This is a genomic window from Flammeovirgaceae bacterium (genome assembly GCA_015180985.1).
Taxonomy (GTDB): Bacteria; Bacteroidota; Bacteroidia; order Cytophagales; family Cyclobacteriaceae; genus UBA2336.
In genome coordinates, this window is the sequence record CP054185.1 from 2574429 (window position 1) to 2595482 (window position 21054).

The window sequence follows — 21054 nt, forward strand, 5'->3', positions numbered from 1 at the left end:
ATACAGATATTGCTAATATAGAAAATTTAAAGATCGTTTAATTCATAATTCATGTTCTCTGTATTTACGAAAATCGGTCTTATCAGCTTTTGTATCATAGCTTCTTCTTCTCCAGGGTACGGTCAGTTCAATAATAATTACACCCCGCTAAAAACCTATAACGCGTTAACCGGTAAGCCGATAATAGAAGTACTTCGTGTACAGCAGCAGGAAGAACTTAAACGTCTCCCGGTTTCTGCCCGCAGGGAGGCCGGCATGATCTACAGGGCACGAACTGCTTACCTCACCGAATTAATCCGGAAGGGCGGTGTCATCCATGACGACAGCCTGCATACTGTATTGCAACACATTATGAACCGGATAACAACTGGTAACCAATTGCAGCGTAAGCCTAACCTTCTCCTCATTTTAAAAGATCCTTCAGTAAATGCCTACTGTTATGGGGAAGGAACATTTGCTGTAACAGTTGGATTACTCAGTAAGATTAAAACTCCGGATGAACTGGCCTTTACACTGGCTCACGAGTTGGCACACTACGAACTTGACCATGTTATGAAGCGTGTGTTGAAGCAGGTTGAAAGTGATTACTTTAAAAATACGCAAGCCGGGTTAGCTAAAATATTCCTTGAGGATATCACCCTTGAAGACGTTAATAAACTCCGGAAACTTGTTTACGAAGGAAGCCGGTACAGTCGTGCGCATGAACTGGAGGCCGATTCACTTGGTTTAAAATTATTACTGAAAGCAGGTTTTAATCGTTCAGGGGCCCTGGGTGCTCTGAATGTGCTGGACTCGGCTGACCGGATGAAGTATGTTTTTAATGAGCGCTTGTTTGAGCCATTTTACACAAGCAAGTATCCGTTTCAGGAGGCCTGGCTGAACAAACGGCTGAGCATTTACAGCAAACGGCCCGAAAATCTCTTTATTTTCTCCATGGATTCAATCCAAACACATCCCGATATCGAATACCGCATGAAAGCACTCTCCTCTGATACGGACACAGTTAGCGAAACAATTCAAAGTTTACTGCCTTATCAGGCAATTAACCGGCTTATCAAACAAAGTGAATTCGAACGGGTAGTTAGTGCTTATTTTAACAAACAGGCCGATTTAACTCTGGGCCTTGCGTTGGAACTGATGCAGTTTTATCCGAATAATTCGTATCTGATAAGTATAATAAGCCGCACCTTCATCGAACTGATTGAATCAAAAGGCCAGCCGGTTCCCTCCATCTATCTGCCAACGTATACCATCAATTATGATGAACAATTAAAATTGGTAAATAATTTTCTTCATAATATGAACACGCAGGAAATGGGCGAGGTAGCTTTTAACTTTTTGAACAATCAACAACGCTTTAATGCAGACAATGAAGAACAGTATTATCTGTTATGGAAAATCTGTGGCCTTACCTACCGGAATCAGGTACAAAAGCGGATTAAAGACGTATACAAAGCCAGGTTTTCGGATGGAAGGTATTATTCGCTGATGCGCGAAGGCCTTACCTTAAGCCAGGCCCTGTCGATACTATCGATGCCGATTAAACAAAACTGATGAACGAACAAAAACACTGGAACAAAATTGCTCCAACCTATAACGAGGAAATTTTTGATGTATTTAAGTCCGACAGAAACAGGATTTTGTCCAGGTTCTTCAGGAAGTACAGAAACCAGAATAAGCACGCCCTTGATTTCGGTTGCGGCAATGGAAAGGCTTTTCCGTATTTGGCGCCCGGTTTTAAGAAACTTACCGCCATAGATATTGCTGACGGATTATTGACCCAGGCTAAAAGCAGACCTTACAAAAATGTATCCTGTATACAGGCTGATCTGGCCAACCCTTCCGTTAAGCTGCCCCGGGTTGATTTTGTATTCTGCTGCAATGTGATAATGCTTCCCGAACCGGAGAAGAACCTTGCCATGCTGAAGAATGTTCACCGTGCACTTCGCAAGGACGGTTCGGCAATAATCGTCCTGCCCTCTATGGAATCATACCTGTTTGCTGCCTGGCGGCTGATTGACTGGAACAAAAAGGAAGGAACATTACCTGATGCGATCGATCCGGATGAACTGAGCGGCTTTGAGGTTAGTAACACCGATTTACTGCAGGGCCTGCTTAAAATTAACGGTGTAACCACCAAACATTATACAGCCGAAGAACTTCAGGTTATCTTTCCGTTGGCAGGATTACAGATCATCAGTGTGAATAAAGTTGAATACGACTGGGATTCTGAATTCAGCGAGCCGCCAAAGTGGATGAAAGCTCCCTATCCGTGGGACTGGCTGGTGGAATGCCGCAAAGCTCGGTAATGCTTACCTGATAACGACCCGTACCGTACGGACCACACGGCCGTTGGTAACCTGCAACAAGTATACTCCGGGAGGGAGGGCACTGCTATCAACCATAAGCTGGTTAAGGTTGTCGCCAGGCTGCGTTATTACGTAAACAGCTTTTCCTACCTGATCAAACAAACGAATACGCGATTCATTCAACTCGAACGAAGCCTTAACGGTAAACGTTTCGCGGGCAGGGTTAGGGAAAACCTGAACGCGCTCCGCCATTTCAACAACAACCGATACCACATCAGAATAGGTATAGGTCCCGTCAAAATCGGTTTGCCTTAAGCGATAATAGTTAACACCCTCAAGCGGGTTTTCATCCACCACCGCGTAATCAGCAGGTATGGATGAGTTGCCTTTACCGGGTATGGTCATCACAACGGTCCATTCCCCAGCATCGGCTGAGCGCTCTATTGTAAAATAATCGTTGTTGGTTTCTGTGGCTGTTCGCCAGGTCAGGTCAACCGTACTACCGTTAGCTTTTGCACGGAAGTAAACCAGCTCAACCGGCAGGGGAGCAGCAAGGTTTGTATTGCCCAGTGTAAAGCGATCGCCATTTTGCAGGTTAATGCCATTAAAGGTTACTGTACTGCCGTCAAGCGTACCTCCGCCAATGGGTGTAACATCGTTGTCGGCAAAGCCATCGCCATCACGGTCAATGAGTAAACGCAAATCCGCACCAATTGGGCTGCCGGGCAAACTGCTGATATCGAAGGAGATGGACACATTGCCTGCATCACCAGTTTCACTAACCCGCCACACGCGGTTTAACCGTTCAACGATAATTGTACCGTCAATATCTGTAAAGTTGCTGGTCATGCTGGCGTTGTTGTGGCCCCAAAGCAGAAAGGTATTATTGAACAGCGATGACGGACTTTGAACTACCATTCGTACTATACCTGTGCCGCGGGCATCAACATGCCGTGAGCCGTTGCTGGCCTGTCCCACACCGGCCACATCAAAATCAAAATTGCCGTTGCCCGGGTTATCCATCGTGTACACATCATCGGCACCCAACGCCAGGCCGTATTTAGCCGCCAGGTAATTTTGAATGAGGATGCGCTCAATCAGCGTAACATTGCGGTTGATAAGAACGATTTCAGAGATATCACCATCGAACGGCTGCCTCACGCCTGTGCCGGCATCATTAGGACTTATCCCTACATATAAGAAGTTTGTACTATTGGTAATGTTTGCAGTGAACGGATCGGTTCCCTGAGAAGTTCCGTTATAAAAAGTTTGCACGTTTATGTTATCATAAACCATGTTGATAAGGGTAAATGTACTGGCTGCAAGCGTTGAATTGATAAAATTGGCATTCCAGTTTGTAACATAACCGCGAACAGAGTTGTCGGTGTCGTTACGGGTTATGGCATACCCATCTGCCCATGTATAATTAGTGGCCTTAATAATAAATGGCGACCACTGTGACGCAGCAGATGTATACATGCCTGCAACGAATACCGAAATGTTGTTTGGCCTTAACGAGGCAGCATCAGCAACGCGCAGGTAATCGGTATTGGCGGCTGTAAACCGTACCGTAGGGTTTGTGTTGATGATGCCGGTACGAAAAACAGGTTCATTACCACCTACAGCATTGGCGGTATTTCCGTAACCGGATTGATCGGCCCACGAAGTTATGTTGGTATTATCCGACTGGCTGATAGTTGAAGCATTAAGCCACAATGTAAGGTTACTGGTGCCTGTTGTATTGAACACGCCACCGGGGCCGCGGTTACCGAAAACTGTACCAGTCCCTGTAACCGGGAAGCCCGTACAACCAACACCGGTACAAACTACGGTAAATGAAGTACAGATTTGGGCCACGGTTGCTCCATTGGTATACGTAATCGTGCTACCTGCACCGTTTTGCAGCGTTGCTGTTCCGCTGCCGCAAATGGTGGCATCCCGGTGATCGATAACCAAATCATCGGTAGAGGTGGAGTTGGTATTGATGATCGTATTGCTGTTACCCGTTACGATCAGGTCATCGAGGCTGCTTAGGGTGGAGCCGGCATCGGCTTCCAGGAAACCAACATTAACGAGGTTCGAGGCTAAAGTAAACGCTCCTCCTGATAAAATACGTGTGTGTCCCTCAACCATCATCTCAATACCGGTTACGTTGAGCGTTCCCGAAATCGTTATGTCACCGGTTTGATAAAACATGGCGATGTTAGAAGAAACAAATGGGCCCACGTTGCTGCGGCCGAGTCCGTCAGGCGAAACGCCACAACTCTTATTGTCATCAAGTGCATCAATAGTAATGGTATGGCCACTTAGAATTACAACATTATCAAATCGTCTGGGCCATACGCCTGCTGCCAACGGGCCGCCCGACCCATCGGAATTGGTTGTCCATGAGGTGTTGCTGTTCCAGTTACCACCCAATGTGGCATTGCGCGAGTAATAGGTTATGCCTCCGGACTGCGTTAAGCCATTAAAAATTACTCCGGCAATTACCAATTGGGCAGAGCCACTCCACGTGGCCGTGGGTGTTTCGGTACCGGCCGATGTAATTGACTTATAAGCCGTTGCCAGCGAGGTAGTTTCTGTACCCACAACCACCTGGTCGCTGAGTTCGGTATAACCGGTTGCGGGTGTATGGGTTGCACTGTTGGCACGGGTTGCTGAAGAATAAAATGCCAGATCGTTTACTCCGGCCGCCATACCAGTTGTTGTAGTAGTTGTTCCATCTGCGTTAGGGGACCCGGTGCCTGTGGCAGCAACCGGTGTGGTTTGATCAACATCTTTTAAGGTAACTACCGTAAAGGCTTCTGTAGTAGCTCCACTCCATGTTACGATGAAATTATTGCAAAATCCTGTAGCCGCATTGATGCCGGCTTCATTCAGATACCAGATTTCGGTTCGAAGGTCGTTGCCACCCGATCCCTGATTGGTACGTGCCACCGCAAAGGTCAGGTTTTGTCCGCCCCATGTAATACTGCTTACAGTACGAACATTGTTATTGTTCTCGTTAGAAACAGCAACCACAATCAGTCGGTTGTTGCCCACGCCCGGGGAGTAATTCGTTTTTGAGTTGGAAACCGAGCCAGAAACTACGCTGGCTTGTCCACATACCAAGTAGGTTGAAAGGCTTAAAAAAAAGCTTAGGAAAACCAGTAACAAGTTTTGTTTGAGGGTTAGACTACCCATTTGCATGCGACTAAAGCCGGTTATTTATTCGACAAAAGTAACAAAAAAATGACCTTACTCCTCATCTGTATTTTTCAACACAGACAGCAGGGTATAGGCACCCTTAATAACCACTTGCGTGGATGGGGTAAACTGCCCGGGCTGTAAAATTTCTATAAAGCCGGTATCGGTGTTACCGGTTTGAATTTCCATTAATTTAAACGTTGTTGCATCCGCTGCTACAAAAACAAAATGCTTTGCCCCTATGGTCAGGACAGCCTCCTCCGGAAGAACAGTAGCCTGGTGTGAAGCTGTTTCAATAAATGCCTTCAGGTAAAGGCCCGGTATCAATTCCGGATAATCCTTGTCCATGTGGCAATGGATACGCACCGTGCGTTCCGGGCTGATTTCTTTTCCGATCAGGTAAATTGTAGCCTGCCTTAGGGTACTTTCATTTACCAATGAAAAATTTACCCGTTGGCCGACACGCAGACCCGGCAGATCATTTTCAAAAACATACAACTCAACATGTAAATGTTCGGGATCAATAATTTTAAACAGCACATCGGACGGGCTTACAAATTTTCCGGGGTTAACATTCACTTCGGTAACATATCCGTTTATTGGCGCATACAGGTAAACCGAGTTTTGTATGCCGCTTCCGGTAAGTTGCTGTACAGAAACATTAATCAGGTCGAGTCGCGCTTTCAATGCCTGCAGGTTAATTTCAGCGGCCTGGTAATCGGCACGGGCCCGCTGCAGCGCTTTCTGGGTATTAATGCTCTCGTTAGCCAGTTCAAGTTGACGTTCGTACTCGGCTTTTAAAAACTCTGACTGGCTTTTGGTATTGAGATAATCCTGTTGAAGCTGAATATAATCCTGGTGGTAGAGCTCCACCAACACATCGCCTTTCTTTACCCGCATGCCTTGCAACAGGCTGGTCTTCTTTACAAAACCAGCCATAGGGGCGGCAATTGTTACCATGCTTTGCGGGGGTACATCAAGCATGCCATTGGCTTTGATTGTTTTGCTCATTACCCTGCTTTCGGGCGTGCCCAGTTCGATGCCGGCCTTTTGCTGCCGGTCGGCTGATAGGGTAAGTGTGTTGATTTCAGTTGGCAGTTCGCTTCCGGCCGGTTGTGGTTGTTTACATCCGGCAACGGCTAACAAGAGAGTACTAAAGAAAATGGGATTTATAATGCGATTAGTTTTCATTGATGGTTCCGGTTACAAATTCATAATTAATAATGCTTTGATTCCAGGTATTTATGGCTTGCAGGTAGGCCTCTTGTATGCGAAGGGCCTGCTGGGCATTGATTAAGAAAGAGGTATAGGTTATTTCGCCAGTCTGGTATGACCGCACATTTTGATGTTCTAACAGTTGAACATTCGGCAAGGCCTGGTTTTTAAAATACGCCAGATTGTTTTGGGCCTTTTGCATTTCACTTACGGCCTGGTGCCACCTGCCGGTAAGCTGAAGCTGCGTTTGAGCAGCTTCCTGCAGGGCCATGTGTGCTGATAAACGGGCTGCTTCAACCGAAGCTGTACGGTTAAAAAACCAAAGCGGCACGGCTAGTCCAACCTGAAAGCCCTGAAATCGTTTATCCGAACCAAATATGGTTTCAACGCCATTCACTGTTTGCGGCCCTATAAGGGTTTGGTTGAAGTAGCCAATGCGGATATCCGGCAGCATGGCGGATTGCTGAAGATTTTTCAACCGATGGGCTACTTCCATTTGCTGGCGGCTGTGCCTTAATGCAGGGTTTTGTTGAAGTTGTATGGTATCGGTAATTACCGGAGTAAGTTCATATAATGCTCCTGCAATTTCTGCTACCGGGGTGTTAAGTAAGGTGGCCAGCCGATGCAAGGCAATCTGGTAATCCTTTTCAGCCTGTTGCACCTGGTTACGGGCATCACCCTGTTGTGTTTCGGCTGATGCTTTTTCGAGCAAGGTGGCGTCACCGGCTTTGTAGCGTTGGGCAGCGGTAGTTGCCAGTGCCTGCAGCAGGCTGTCTTGTGCTTGCAATAGCGTTATTCGCTTTTTCAGGTAAAGCAACTCAAAAAATATTCGCTTGACTTCATAAAGCAATTCGTGCCTTGTCATTTCATAGCGGTACTCTGCCGCAGTTTGCAAAGCCTGCGCATGCTGAACCTGCCGGGCAATGGTTGTTGGAAAGGGCAGGGTTTGAGTAATGGTTATGTTATTATCATGCTTTTCAATACTGTTGTATTGGCCGTAGAGCAATTGAATATCGGTCTTCGGTATTTCGGGAGCAGCCCGCTTTAATGCGGTGTGTCGTTCAACATCCAACGCAGAGGCTTTAAGAAACGGACTATGCTGAAGGGCCTGTGCCTGCGCCTGTTGCAGTGAAAACGTTTGTGCCTTGATTGCCGAAGCGGCAGTTGTCAGCAGCAAAATGGTTACTAATGATTTCATGGTAAACATCTTATCAGTTATAATGAAGTGCGCAATCGCTGAATTTGTATTCTTTCAGTTAATGAATACAGGCAGGGCAGAACCACCAATGTTAAGAAGGTGGCGCTTACCAATCCACCGATGACTACCGTGGCCAGCGGGCGCTGAACTTCAGCACCGCTGCCTTGCGATAGGGCCATCGGCAAAAAACCAAGTGATGCAACAAGGGCTGTCATTAATACAGGCCGTAAACGCACCTCTGTGCCTTTGCTGATGATTTCATCGGTTGAGGTCACTCCGCTTTTTTTCAGCCGGTTAAATTCGGCTATCAGCACAATGCCGTTGAGTACCGAAACACCAAAAAGCGCAATAAATCCAACACCGGCCGAAATGCTGAAGGGCATATCACGAATCCACAACGAAATAATGCCGCCAATGGCGGAGAGCGGAATAGCGGTATAAATGAGCAGACTTTGTTTGATTGAATTAAACGCAAAGAACAACAGTACAAAGATGAGTGCCAGCGCTACCGGTACGGCTATCATCAACCGGTTGCGGGCCTCTTCCAGGTTTTTAAACGACCCTCCATAAGTAACATAGTAACCGGCTTCGAACTTTACTTCGGCTGCAATTTTATCGCGCAATTCATGAACAATGCTCTCTACATCGCGGCCCCGCACGTTAAACCCGACTATGATCCTTCGTTTAGCATCATCGCGCTGAATTTGTGTAGGGCCGGCTTCAAGGTTAATGGCCGCAACTTCGTACAGGGGTATCCGTAATCCGGCAGGTGTATTTACAATAATGTTTCGGATATCGTCAAGATGTTGTCTCCGTTCGGGCGTGTATCGCACTGTCAGGTCAAATCTGCGCTCACCCTCAAAAACAACACCCGCTGCTTTGCCGGCTATGGCTGAATTGATTACCGAGTTTACCGTTTCAAGACTAAGGCCGTAATACGCTATTTTTTCCCGATCAACTCGAATTACAACTTGTGGAAGGCCGGTAATTTTTTCAACGAACAGATCGGCAACGCCCGTTACCTGGCCGGCCAGTTTACTTACCCGGTCGGCATATTCCGTCAGTTTATCAAGGTCTTCACCATAGATCTTTAGCACCACATCCTGCCGGGCGCCTGTCATCAGTTCGTTAAACCGCATTTGTATAGGATGTTGAAAACCAAACCAGATGCCCGGTACTTCTTCCTCGAGTTTTTGCTGCATCTTTCCAATCAGCTCGTGCTTGGTGGAGGCGCTAACCCACTCTGATTTGTCTTTCATAATTACCATCATATCGGCACCTTCCAGCGGCATGGGGTCGGTAGGTATTTCGCTCGCTCCGATTTTACCGATTACCTTTTCTACTTCCGGAAAATTTTTAAGCAATACCTGCTCGCCTTTAAGGGTGGCATTGATGGTTTCCGTCAGGCTGCTGCCCGGCAAGGTGCGTGTTTCAACGGCAAAATCACCTTCATCCAATTCAGGCAAAAACTCGCCACCCAGTGTACTAAACAAACCTAACGAAAGCGCAAAAATGATCAGCGTTACTGTAACAACGGAAAGCCGGTGATGCAACGCCCATTGCAGGGTAGGCCGGTAGCCTGCTTGAATGGTGTGAATGATCTTATCGGCCAGTGTAGCCGAAGACTTAATTTTCTTGGATAAAAATACCGATGAAGCAACCGGCACATACGTAAGCGATAAGATAAACGCACCGGTTATGGCCAGCATTACGGTTTCGGCCATGGGTTTGAACATCTTGCCTTCAATACCAACCAGCGATAGGATGGGCAGGTAGACAATCAGGATGATCATCTGGCCAAAGGCGGCCGCGCTCATCATGCTTTTAGCCGATTCGCCCACTTCACGATCCATCTGCACCTGCGTTAACCGCAGGGAACTGTTCCGGGCAACCAGGTGATGGAGACTTGCCTCCACAATAATAACTGCGCCATCCACAATCAATCCGAAATCAATGGCTCCGAGGCTCATCAGGTTACCCGATATGCCCAGCACCGTCATCATGCCAATGGCAAACAGCATACTTAGCGGAATAACCGAAGCCACCACCAGCCCGGCCCGCAGGTTGCCCAGCAACAGGACAAGAACGAATATTACTATCAGCGCGCCTTCGGCCAGGTTTTTGGTAACCGTGGTAATGGCATTGTTAACCAGCTTGGTGCGATCGAGAAATGCTTCAATGGCAATTCCTTCGGGCAGGTTCTTTTCAATTTCGGCAATCCGTTCTTTAACATTGGCAATTACCTCTGATGAGTTGGCTCCTTTTAACATCATAACAACCGCACCCACAGCTTCGCTTTTACCGTTTTGTGTCATGGCCCCGTAACGGATGGCCTGACCGAAACGAACATCGCCCACATGGCTGATAAGAATGGGAATACCCGCGGCTGTTCTTCCAACAACAATATTCTTTATATCATTGGTGCTGGTAATTAAACCTTCACTGCGGATAAAGTAGGCACTTGAATTTTTTTCGATATACGCTCCCCCTGTATTCTGGTTGTTGGTAGCCAGCGCGCCAAATACATCCTGAATACTGATTTCAAAACTTCGCAGGCGGTCAGGATCAAGCGCTATTTCGTACTGTTTTACATAGCCGCCAAAACTGCTTACATCGGCAACACCTTTTGTGCCGAGTAATTGCCTGCGGACGATCCAATCCTGAATGGTGCGCAGGTCAGCCAGGTTATAACGCGATTCAAAACCCGGCTTTACCGTTAAAATGTATTGGTAGATTTCTCCCAGCCCGGTAGTAACCGGAGCAAGTTCAGGAGTGCCTACACCTTCGGGTATAAGCTTTTTTGCATCAACCAGCCGCTCATTAACCTGCTGACGGGCCCAATACACATCGGTTTGGTCGGTGAACACAATGGTAACTACCGACAAACCAAACCGGGAGAAGGAGCGTATCTCCTCAATACCCGGAATGGTGGCCATGGTTTGTTCAACCGGAAAAGTTACGAGCCGCTCAATATCCTGGGCAGCCTGCGAAGGAGCCACCGTAATGATTTGAACCTGGTTGTTGGTAATATCGGGTACGGCATCAATAGGCAGTTGGGTAAGGGAGTAGCTTCCCCAACCGATCAGGCCGGCAACCAGCAGTAAAATGATAAGTTTATTCCGTAAGGAAAAATCAATAATCCAATTCAACATAGTTGATCGGTTTTTTAATTCGGGATAAAAATCAATTTTTAAAAATGAGGCGCAAAACCCAGGCGCCAAACACGCGTAGGATTATGCGTTTCGGGGCGGCTGCCAGATAGAGGATTGCCAAAGCGATTCGAACGGACTTATGTAAGTACTGGCAGGATCTGTGCGCAACAATGTATTACAAAACTGAACGTTAAAATTTGTACAAGAAAACCAGACCTGCAGCGGACTACTATCGTGATGCTGGGCTCCATATGGCAGGTTACTATGCTTATCATGATCCTCTTTATGATGGCGGTTGTTTTCGTAGTGAAGTACAATAAATTCCCACAATGAAATACCGGGGTTTTCCTTTTGATGTTCGGCATAATGTTCGGCCAGGGCCGGCAGCTTTGATAATTCAAACGTATCCATGGCCGGCATCATGGACTTGAGCACAAGTACCTGAAAGCATACTATAACCAAAACATCTCTCACAACATGCAAAACTACGTGTTTGAAGGTTTTTAACAAAAAAGTTTTATATCAGCGGGGCGTGGGTTTCTGTTTAGTTTCCTTTTATCCTGCTCCACAAGGATGCAGTAGTTTCGCTGTTCCAGTTAGCGAAGCGACCCCGCTGAATAACCAGGTTGTTATCATCGGGGTGCTGCAGGTAATAATGAAAAACAAACGGGGCACGGGGGTTATGCCAGCCCGTAATCTGGCCAAAGCGCAGATCATTAAATGTTAGCGTGTCGTTTTGAAAACTTATCGTATAATATCCCTGTGAAAACCGCTTTAACCGCTGAAGTGCTTCATGGTCATCCACCAGGGCCAGCAGACTGTCATTTTTCGGAAAGTACGTCCAGTCTATTTCAGGTGCCTGGTCAAATACCGAGCGATAACCAATCCGGAAGCCTTCACCATCCTTTACAACAGCATACCACAACCAGCTGTTTAACGGGGTCGGGGTTGTAAAATGTTGGTCGGCCAAATATCCGTTTCGTGCTATTTCCCTCGCAACTATCTTTTCAATTCGAAGTTTATTGGTAAAAGCATACAGCAGGTACGCAAGGCTGACCAACAAGCCAATCAACGCCAACCGGAACCGATAAGGATGATCGCTCTTAAAAAAAACCAATAGCACCGAAGCCGCACCTACACCCAGAAAGAAAAACGGGTCAGCAACAAATAATAGATTAAAGGAAACTCGTTGCAGAGTAAACGGTTCCAGCCAGCCAACACCATAGGCGTTGCAACCGTCAATAAGCAGGTGCACGGATAACTGTAATGCAAAAAACATCCACCAGGTGCCGAAGAATACCGACTGCCTTCGGTGCCAACGGTCGGCCAGCAGGGCCAGCAGCAATGAAACAATACCGGCAAACAGAAAGGAGTGCGTAAAACCCCGGTGGGCAATCAGGTTTTCGGAGGGGGACAGCCAAAACGCAGCCAGAAAATCAACATCAGGTAGTGACTGAGCGGCCGCTCCCACCACAAGCGCTTTTTTGCCGATACGCCTGCCAATCATGACTTCGCCAAGGGTAGCACCAAGGGCAAGGTGTGTTATGGAATCCACGGTTTAATACTTCTGCATTTTAAAATCAAGGTAGCACTTTCTTTAAAGTATGATAAATATCAGATTCGTGCCCTGATTCTTGTAATTTGAATCAACACTTAACAGCTGTTATTTGCCATTGCTGTTGGTAAGTGGGGAATGTTTGGATGTCTTTCGATAAACTGTTTGAGTTATGAGAAATATTCTAATCCCATTCGACTTCTCGAAATATGCCCAAAGTGCGGCTAAAACCGGAGCTGCTCTGGCCCGTAAAACCGGAGCCCAGCTCAACCTGTTGCACGTAGTGTATGCGCCACCGGAATGGGACCGCATGACGGTTAGTATGCAGCAAAATTATCCGGAAGTGGAGGCGCGCATGGTGGATGCTGAAATAAAATTGGATAAATACGCTGAAGACGATACGTTTAAAGGAGTTAACGTTCAGACATTTGTTTACAGCGGTGTGGCTCATGAACAGATCATCCAGTTTGCCAAAGCTTATAAAATGGATTTGATTATTATGGGCGCACACGGTGCCGGTGAATCAGACAAACTGTTTGTGGGGTCAACTGCCCAACGCATTATGCGCAAGGCTACAGTGCCTGTACTGTCGGTTAAAAAAGAGTACACACCGAAAGCAATTAAAAAAATACTTTTCCCGTCCGACTTTGAAGAAGGAAGTATGAACTCGCTGAATACTGTTAAAAATCTTGCCGCTGACCTGCATGCCAGTATAACCCTGTTATTTGTAAACACACCGTTTAACTTTTACGATACCCCATCGGCCGAAGCAAGAATGGCTGATTTTATTCCGGTACAACGGGCCGTTAAGTTTCACAGCTTCATATACAACGATTTCGACAAGGAAAAGGGTATCCTCAATTTTGCCCGGCAAAAAAAAATGGATTTGATTGCCATGGTAACCCATAACCGGAAGGGAAGGCCTAACTACCAACTTGGTGTTACAGAAACCCTGCTTTATCATACAGATATTCCCGTACTGAGCATGGTGATGAAGTAGTGCTTGTAAAACCTGAATCCTTACCTTCGTGTATGAAGGCCTGGCTGCTGCACAATACCTGTAACCTTGCTGATAATGATTCGCCATTAACCTGGTCAGAAGTACCCACACCAGTACCTGCAACAAAAGAACTACTCATAAAGATTTCCTGCTGCGGTGTGTGCCACACCGAATTGGATGAAATTGAAGGCCGTACACCCCCACCTATGTTTCCGGTTATACCCGGGCATCAGGTTGTGGGAACTGTGGCAGCAACAGGCATGGGTGTTACCGGGCACAAAGCCGGAGATAGGGTAGGCGTTGCCTGGATTTTCGCGGCCTGCGGTGTTTGCAACTTTTGTTTAAAGGGTGAAGAAAATCTCTGCCCCGCATTTAAAGCCACCGGCCGCGATGCCCATGGCGGTTATGCCGAATACCTGACGGTGAATGAAAAATTTGCGTATGGCATTCCAGACTTCTTTACCGATGTTGAAGCGGCACCACTCCTGTGTGCAGGCGCCATTGGTTACCGAGCATTACGGCTAACAAACCTCACTGATGGCGATACACTTGGCTTAACCGGTTTTGGAGCTTCCGGCCATCTGGTTTTAAAACTGGCAAAAGCCCTTTACCCGAATTCGCACGTACTGGTGTTTGCACGGAGCCGCCAGGAACAGGAATTTGCCCGAACGCTCGGTGCGGAGTGGGCAGGCCATATTGACGATGTGCCACCGGAAAAGGCAACAGCAATAATTGATACCACACCAGTCTGGAAACCAGTATTGGCTTCATTAAAAAATCTGGTACCCGGAGGGCGTGTAGTTATTAATGCCATCCGTAAAGAAGAAACCGATAAGGCAGAAATGCTGGCGCTCAATTATCCCGAACACCTGTGGATGGAAAAGGAAATAAAGAGTGTGGCCAACATCACTTCGGCCGATGTACGGGAGTTTTTAGAGCTGGCAGCCCGACACCAAATAAGCCCTGAGGTTGAAAGTTATCCGATGCAACAGGCCAACCGGGCTCTTCTTGATATTAAGCATAAACACATCCGGGGTGCCAAGGTGCTGACGTGGTAATGCCTGGTGACAAAAGTCAGGCATTGGTTTTGACCGCCATCATATGCCGGTGATCATCATTAAAGTATTTTATCCGAAAATACGGATATGAAAAAAATACTTGTTCCAACCGATTTTACCACATGTGCCCACCATGCAACACACGTAGCGCTTGAACTGGCCAGACACCTCGGGTCATGGGTGTATTTTCTTCACATAAGCCCCGAACCGGCTGTTAAAAGCGCTGTCCATTCCGATGTTGAATTGGAACTGCATCATCAGGAGGTGAGCACGGCAAAATCGCAACTGGATGAACTGGTTCGAAAAGGGGAGGATATGGGAGTAACCTGTTTTCCGATACTGGTGTTTGATAACGGAACGGAAAAAATTGAAAACTACATTAAACCGTATGCCATCGATTTAGTGGTAATGGGATCACATGGTGCGCGGGGCATCCGCAAGCTGGTTATCGGCTCCAACGCACAGCGGGTTATCCGGCAGGTTGATGTTCCTGTACTGGTGGTTAAACAGATTCCTGAAAAATATTCTATCCAAACTGTATTGTTTGCCTCCAGGTTCCGCCACGATAGGTCATCCCATTTTTCCTGGGTGGCCAATCTGGTTAACGGGCTGAAGGCCAAGTTGCATTTACTTTACCTGGCTTCGGCAACCAAGCCCGAGCCGGAACAATCAGCGTATAGCACAATGCAAAATCTCACTTCAGGTTTTCCGGGCCTGCGCTATGCATTGGACTACGCCATTACCAACGATATTGAATGGGCCATTAGAAACGTAGGTGAAAAGGTGCAGGCCGACCTGCTTTGTGTTTCCGGCAGTGAACACGATGATGGCGTATGGGCTACACACGTGGCCACCAAGTTGCTTGACCAGGAACAGAGCCCGGTGCTGGTTATCAATTAAAAACCGCAAATGAAAAAAATTCTGTGCCCAACCGATTTTTCATCTGTAGCCGATAACGCTGTAGTTTATGCAGCAAAACTCGCACATAAATTCGGTGGGGTGCTTACGTTGTTGCATGTACGTTCGCTTACGGCATTCACCGATTCTGATGAGCCGGCAACAATAACCGATGAATTAACAGCTCTGCTGGATCAGCGCTGCCTGGAAGTGAGCCGGGTATTCAAAGTGTCATGCGATTACGAAATAGCAACCGCGTACACATCTGTTACAAAAACTATTGGCGTTGAAGGAAAGAAATATGATCTAATTGTGATGGGTACAAACGGGGCAAGCGATTTACTCCAGTTTTTTTATGGTACCAATACCTATCGTGTTATCCGTTCTGCTTTAATACCAGTGTTGGTAGTGCCAGAAAATTGCCTGTACACTGAAATTGCAAACATAGTTTTTGCTTTTGACTATTGGCGGCAGCTTGACCTTCCCCTGAATCCATTGGCAGAATTTGCAAAATCGTTTAACAGCCGGATAACTGTATTACAAGTAATGGAAGAGTCTGTAAGCGAAAGGGCCAACCAGGAACTTTATGAATTCCAGGAGCAGGCCAAAAAATGGTTTTCAGATACGCCATTAACTTTTGAAACAATTCATGCCAGCGATCTCACTAATAGCCTGCATGAATACATGATGCGAAGTCAGGCTGATATGCTGGCTCTATCCGAAATAAACCGTCCTGTCATCGAAAAGCTTTTTCATAAAAGCGTTATTAAACGGGTTAGTGCACTAGCCACTTACCCTGTTTTTGTATTTGAATAAGGCTGGCAATAGCCCATTCCGCCTTGCCGGCTGAATGATTCCCTTAGTATATTGAGGGAATTTAAGTCCAAGCGGCATGGAGCAGATTATCAATTTTCTGAAGGAAAGCATTGCTGATGAAGTACTATCTAAATCAGAGAAACGATCGCTTAAAGACTTGCTTCGTACCCATGCCCCTGATCGCCATCAGTTGGCTGTACTCCGAAGCAGGATTTACGAAATGGCGCAGGAACATGTTACGGCTGCCAACTATCGCTTCATTCTGGAATGGGTAAAAACTGCAACAAGTGCACTGCAAGATAATCAGCAGGAAACACCCGAAAGTACAGCTGTTTTCTTTAGCCCGGGCGATGCCTGCCGGAATACGATTATCCGGCAAATTGATTTGTCGGTAAAACAACTTCAGATTTGTGTATTTACCATCAGCGATGATACCATTGCCAATGCTATACTGACAGCGCACAAAAGAGGAATTGACATTCGTATAATCACCGATAACGATAAGTCAGAAGATGAAGGATCAGACGTTGCCCGGTTATCCCGCCAGGGCATTGCCGTTAAAATGGACACCACACCAAACCACATGCACCATAAATTTATGGTGTGCGATGAGCAGATCTTACTTACCGGAAGTTACAACTGGACCCGGAGCGCAGCACAATACAATCATGAAAATATTCTGCTTACCAGTCACTCAGCAGCCGTAAAATCGTACCTGAAGGAATTTGATCAACTATGGAAAACAATGACGCTGTACAAATAACCGGGTCTGTTAAATGAAGGTGCTTATCTGCTTTATAAACCTTCTGGCGGGCATACTTTTTATTACACCATCAAGTGCTCAGCAATATCGCATCTTTATTAATCCTTCAAGCCGGGTTACTGTTTATGGTTCAACCAATGTCAATCAGTTCAAATTCAGATACACAGAAAATATTTCAATTGACAGACCTGTTAAAGTCGACTCCGAAAATAAAATTCTTAAACTTTCGGGTTGCCAGATTGATTTAAAGATACACGCATTCGATTCGGGCAACCCGATCATGAACAAGGACTTCCGAAAAATGTTAAATGAGGATGAATCACCCTTTATCCGGGTAAACCTGCTGTCACTTGCACCGGAGTGGGAGCGGGGCGGCAGCTGGCGAAAGGGTAAAGTGGAAGTGCTGGTTGAAATTAATACCATCGCAAAGAAGTTTGTATTTGACTGCACACTGGAAAATCCCGGGAGCCTGTACATTTTTGGTCGCCAGCGCATTTCACTCACCGAATTTGAGCTGACCCCGCCCACCCGCATGATGGGCATGGTACGCGTAAGCGAATGGGTAGATCTTGACCTGGAATTACGTTTCGGCACGGATGGTTAACTGGTTAAACGAGACACTATACAAACCACCCCAGTTTCAATATTAACTAACGCGAATCCATAATTTCCATATCTTTCCGGTCAGTTAATTACGTCTTACACCAACCACCATGAAAAAGTTTTGTAGTGTTATCCTGCTCATTCTGGCAGGACTTGTAACCTTTTCGCAAGTCCCTGATACCGTTTTTAAACAAGTTAAATTCCGAAACATCGGGCCCTTTCGAGGGGGGCGTTCGGTATGCACCAGCGGGGTCATCAACGACCCGCTGACCTATTATATGGGCACCACCGGTGGCGGGCTGTGGAAAACGGATGATGCCGGAATAAAATGGACGAATATTTCCGATGGCTATTTCAAAACCGGATCGGTAGGAGCAGTGGCTGTTTCCGAAAGCGATCCGAATATTGTGTATGTGGGCATGGGTGAACATGCGCCCCGCGGTGTGATGACATCCTATGGCGATGGCGTTTACAAATCGTATGATGGCGGCAAAACCTGGAAACACATGGGGCTGGAAAAAACGCAGCAGATTTCCCGCATCGCCATCCATCCCAAAAATCCCGACATTGTATATGTGGCCGCCCAAGGTGCAATTAACGGCCCAACCCAGGAGCGCGGTATCTACAAATCAACCGATGGGGGCGCTACCTGGAAACGGGTGCTGTTTGTTAACGATTTAACCGGCTGCTCCGAACTTTCAATGGACTACAACAACCCACGGGTGCTTTATGCCGCTATGTGGCACCACCAGCGCTTGCCCTGGAAAGTAATCAGTGGCGGTCCGGGCAGCGGCTTATATAAATCGACTGACGCGGGAGAAACCTGGCAAAAAATTCATACCGGCCTGCCAAAAGAAATGGGTAAGATGGCTATAGCCGTGTGCCGCTCCAACTCTGATAAAGTATATGCGCTTATTGAAAGCGATTCCGACAAAGGGCTGGGCGGATTGTTCGTATCCGAGAATGGCGGTAAAAACTGGTCGAAAGTAAGTGGAGACAACCGCCTGGTACAGCGGGCGTGGTATTACATTGAAGTGTTTCCTGATCCGCAAAACGACAATGTGGTGTATGTACTCAGTGCACCGGCCCTGCGATCAATCGATGGCGGCAAAACATGGGAAAACATTGCCGGCCCGCATGGCGACTATCACGACATGTGGATCAATCCGAGTAACTCAAAGAATATCGCTATTGCCGATGATGGCGGTGTAGGGATCAGTTTTAATTACGGAAAGTCGTGGTCATCGCAATACAACATGCCCACGGGCCAGTTTTACCGCATCAATGTAGATAACATGTTTCCGTATCGGATTTACAGCGGCCAGCAGGACAATACTACGGTGCGCATCGAGAACATGGCGCTGGGTCGTTATGGCATTACCCAGGAAAACTGGACCTACTCGGCAGGCGGAGAGAGCGCCTTTCAGGCGTTTAACCCTGATGATCCGCGTTATGTGCTGGGCGGAAGTTACCTGGGAACCATCGAGGTACTGGATTCCCGTTCCAATGCAGGTACCAATATTATGGCGGCACCCATACAATACCTGGGCCGCGATGCAAAAGACATGAAATACCGCTTTAACTGGAATGCCCCCATCATCTGGTCTAAACACGAACCCAACACTTTTTACCACGGATCACAATATTTGTTGCGCACCCGCGATATGGGCAAAACCTGGGAAGAAGCATCACCCGATTTAACCCGCAATGAAAAGGAAAAGCAGGGAAAGATGGGCGGACCTTACACCAACGAAGCGGTTGGTGCCGAAAACTACGGAACGCTTAGCTATGTAATGGAGTCGCCAACGGAAAAAGGCGTTATCTGGACCGGCAGCGATGACGGACTGGTTTACGTTACCCGTGATAATGGAAAAAGCTGGACTAACCTAACTCCCAAAGGTTTGCCCGAGTGTTTGATAAATTCCATTGAAATATCTCCGCACAACCCCTCAACGGTTTACATAGCTACAACCCGCTATAAATTCAACGACTTTACACCGGCCATCTACAAAACAACTGACGGTGGCAAAACCTGGACGAACATCAGTAAGGGAATTCCGTATGGAGCCTATACCCGTGTGGTGCGTGAAGATGATAAACGGAAAGACCTGCTCTTTGCCGGAACGGAAACCGGATTTTATGTTTCCTGGAACGGGGGATTGAACTGGCAACAACTTCAATTAAATCTTCCGGTAACGCCCATTACCGATTTAATGATCAAGCATGGCGACCTGATTGTAGCCACCATGGGCAGGGCCTTTTGGATTTTAGACGATCTGGCACCAATCCGTCAACATAATCTCACTGAAACAGCATTAAAACTGTATAAGCCCGATGATGCCATTACCGGCAACTGGTGGAGTGCGCTCAACGATCCGGCCGAAGACTTTGAAGGCACGGATCCGTTTAGCGGGGTGAACCCGGCCAATGGCGTTACTATCTATTTTAACCTGCCTAAACTGGCCGATTCGGTACATATTACCCTTGAAATCCGCGATGCGGCCGGAAACCCGGTGCGGCAGTTCACCTCAAAACCCGATGAATCTTTTCAATCCTATGCCGGTGGGCCCCGGGCCGAACCTGTGTTACCCAAAGTAAAGGGCTTAAACCGCTTTGTATGGGATATGCGCTACGCTACCATGATCGGCATCCCGAATGCATATATCGAAGCCAGTTACCGGGGGCATAAGGCGCCACCGGGTACCTATACACTTGTACTGAAGCAGGATAAGACCGAATTGAAAAATGAATGCAGGATTTTACCCAATCCGCATTACGAAGTAAGCCCCGAAACGTACCGGGAGTACCATGAGTTTATGTCGGGCATGGAACGTGCTTTAAATGATATGCACAGAAAAGTGAATGCCATTTACCGAATGCGCCAGCAGCTTGAAGAAATCATTAAGGAAATGGGCGATGAACCGAAGTATGCTGCGCTTAAGAAAGAAGGAGAGGCCCTTGTAAAAAAAATGCAGGCCTGGGATGAGGATATGGTGCAACGTAAATCGAAAGCCTACGATGATGTGGAGAATTTCCCGAATAAGTTTACCGCCAATTACATGTTCCTGATTAACCAAACGGAAAGCGAAATACCCAGGGTAAATCAGCCTTCGCGCGACCGCCATGCCGAACTGATGAAGGAGTGGGTTGCACTTAACACACGAGCCCAGGAAATTACCGACCGGGATGTGCCTGCGTTTACCCGTAAATTGTGGGATGCCGGAATAGGGGCCGTACGGGTTTTCGCTAAATAAATCAGCGTAAACATATTTTGCGGCTAAAGCAAACCTTTTCGGGCCGGA

General features: G+C 47.0%; 13 protein-coding genes and 1 pseudogene. 9 read left to right on the plus strand and 5 right to left on the minus strand.

Annotated elements, in window-relative coordinates; all coding sequences use genetic code 11:
• Positions 1–51: 51 nt before the first annotated feature.
• The gene (locus HRU69_11930) at positions 52–1554 is read left to right on the plus strand and encodes a M48 family metalloprotease (protein QOI98148.1); all 1503 of its coding nucleotides are present in this window, start codon (positions 52–54) and stop codon (positions 1552–1554) included.
• The gene (locus HRU69_11935) at positions 1554–2309 is read left to right on the plus strand and encodes a class I SAM-dependent methyltransferase (GenBank protein ID QOI98149.1); all 756 of its coding nucleotides are present in this window, start codon (positions 1554–1556) and stop codon (positions 2307–2309) included. Before HRU69_11930 ends, HRU69_11935 begins: the two co-directional genes overlap by 1 nt.
• 3 nt (positions 2310–2312) lie before the next feature.
• Here the strand turns inward: HRU69_11935 and HRU69_11940 are convergent, their stop codons facing one another.
• From HRU69_11940 to HRU69_11960, 5 genes and pseudogenes are all read right to left on the minus strand, one after another.
• Positions 2313–5351, minus strand: a complete 3039-nt coding sequence (locus HRU69_11940) for a T9SS type A sorting domain-containing protein (protein QOI98150.1) — start codon at positions 5349–5351, stop codon at positions 2313–2315.
• Positions 5352–5546: 195 nt separating this feature from the next.
• Positions 5547–6686, minus strand: coding sequence for an efflux RND transporter periplasmic adaptor subunit (locus tag HRU69_11945; GenBank protein ID QOI98151.1), 1140 nt, complete (start codon positions 6684–6686; stop codon positions 5547–5549).
• Positions 6676–11060, minus strand: a pseudogene (locus HRU69_11950) (CusA/CzcA family heavy metal efflux RND transporter). Before HRU69_11950 ends, HRU69_11945 begins: the two are co-directional and overlap by 11 nt.
• A gap of 81 nt (positions 11061–11141) precedes the next feature.
• Positions 11142–11534 carry a hypothetical protein gene (locus HRU69_11955; protein QOI98152.1) on the minus strand — a complete coding sequence of 131 codons (393 nt, stop codon included), beginning with the start codon at positions 11532–11534 and terminating at the stop codon, positions 11142–11144.
• 70 nt (positions 11535–11604) lie between these two features.
• Positions 11605–12615 carry a metal-dependent hydrolase gene (locus HRU69_11960; GenBank protein ID QOI98153.1) on the minus strand — a complete coding sequence of 337 codons (1011 nt, stop codon included), beginning with the start codon at positions 12613–12615 and terminating at the stop codon, positions 11605–11607.
• A gap of 172 nt (positions 12616–12787) precedes the next feature.
• Here HRU69_11960 and HRU69_11965 point away from each other — a divergent pair, with 172 nt between their 5' ends.
• The 7 genes from HRU69_11965 to HRU69_11995 all read left to right on the plus strand — a co-directional run bounded on the left by HRU69_11965 (position 12788) and on the right by HRU69_11995 (position 21006).
• Complete coding sequence (locus HRU69_11965) at positions 12788–13615, plus strand: universal stress protein (protein ID QOI98154.1); 828 nt, start codon at positions 12788–12790, stop codon at positions 13613–13615.
• A gap of 32 nt (positions 13616–13647) precedes the next feature.
• The gene (locus HRU69_11970; protein ID QOI98155.1) at positions 13648–14673 is read left to right on the plus strand and encodes a zinc-dependent alcohol dehydrogenase family protein; all 1026 of its coding nucleotides are present in this window, start codon (positions 13648–13650) and stop codon (positions 14671–14673) included.
• Between the two features lie 87 nt (positions 14674–14760).
• A complete protein-coding gene (locus HRU69_11975) occupies positions 14761–15573 on the plus strand; it encodes a universal stress protein (protein ID QOI98156.1) in 813 nt (270 codons plus the stop codon).
• 9 nt (positions 15574–15582) lie between these two features.
• Positions 15583–16386, plus strand: coding sequence for a universal stress protein (locus tag HRU69_11980; protein ID QOI98157.1), 804 nt, complete (start codon positions 15583–15585; stop codon positions 16384–16386).
• A gap of 76 nt (positions 16387–16462) precedes the next feature.
• Positions 16463–17149, plus strand: a complete 687-nt coding sequence (locus tag HRU69_11985; protein QOI98158.1) for a nuclease — start codon at positions 16463–16465, stop codon at positions 17147–17149.
• Between the two features lie 13 nt (positions 17150–17162).
• Positions 17163–17753 (plus strand): hypothetical protein, encoded by a 591-nt coding sequence (locus HRU69_11990; protein ID QOI98159.1) that lies wholly within the window; start codon positions 17163–17165, stop codon positions 17751–17753.
• A gap of 109 nt (positions 17754–17862) precedes the next feature.
• Positions 17863–21006 (plus strand): glycosyl hydrolase, encoded by a 3144-nt coding sequence (locus tag HRU69_11995; GenBank protein QOI98160.1) that lies wholly within the window; start codon positions 17863–17865, stop codon positions 21004–21006.
• The last annotated feature ends 48 nt before the right edge of the window (positions 21007–21054 follow it).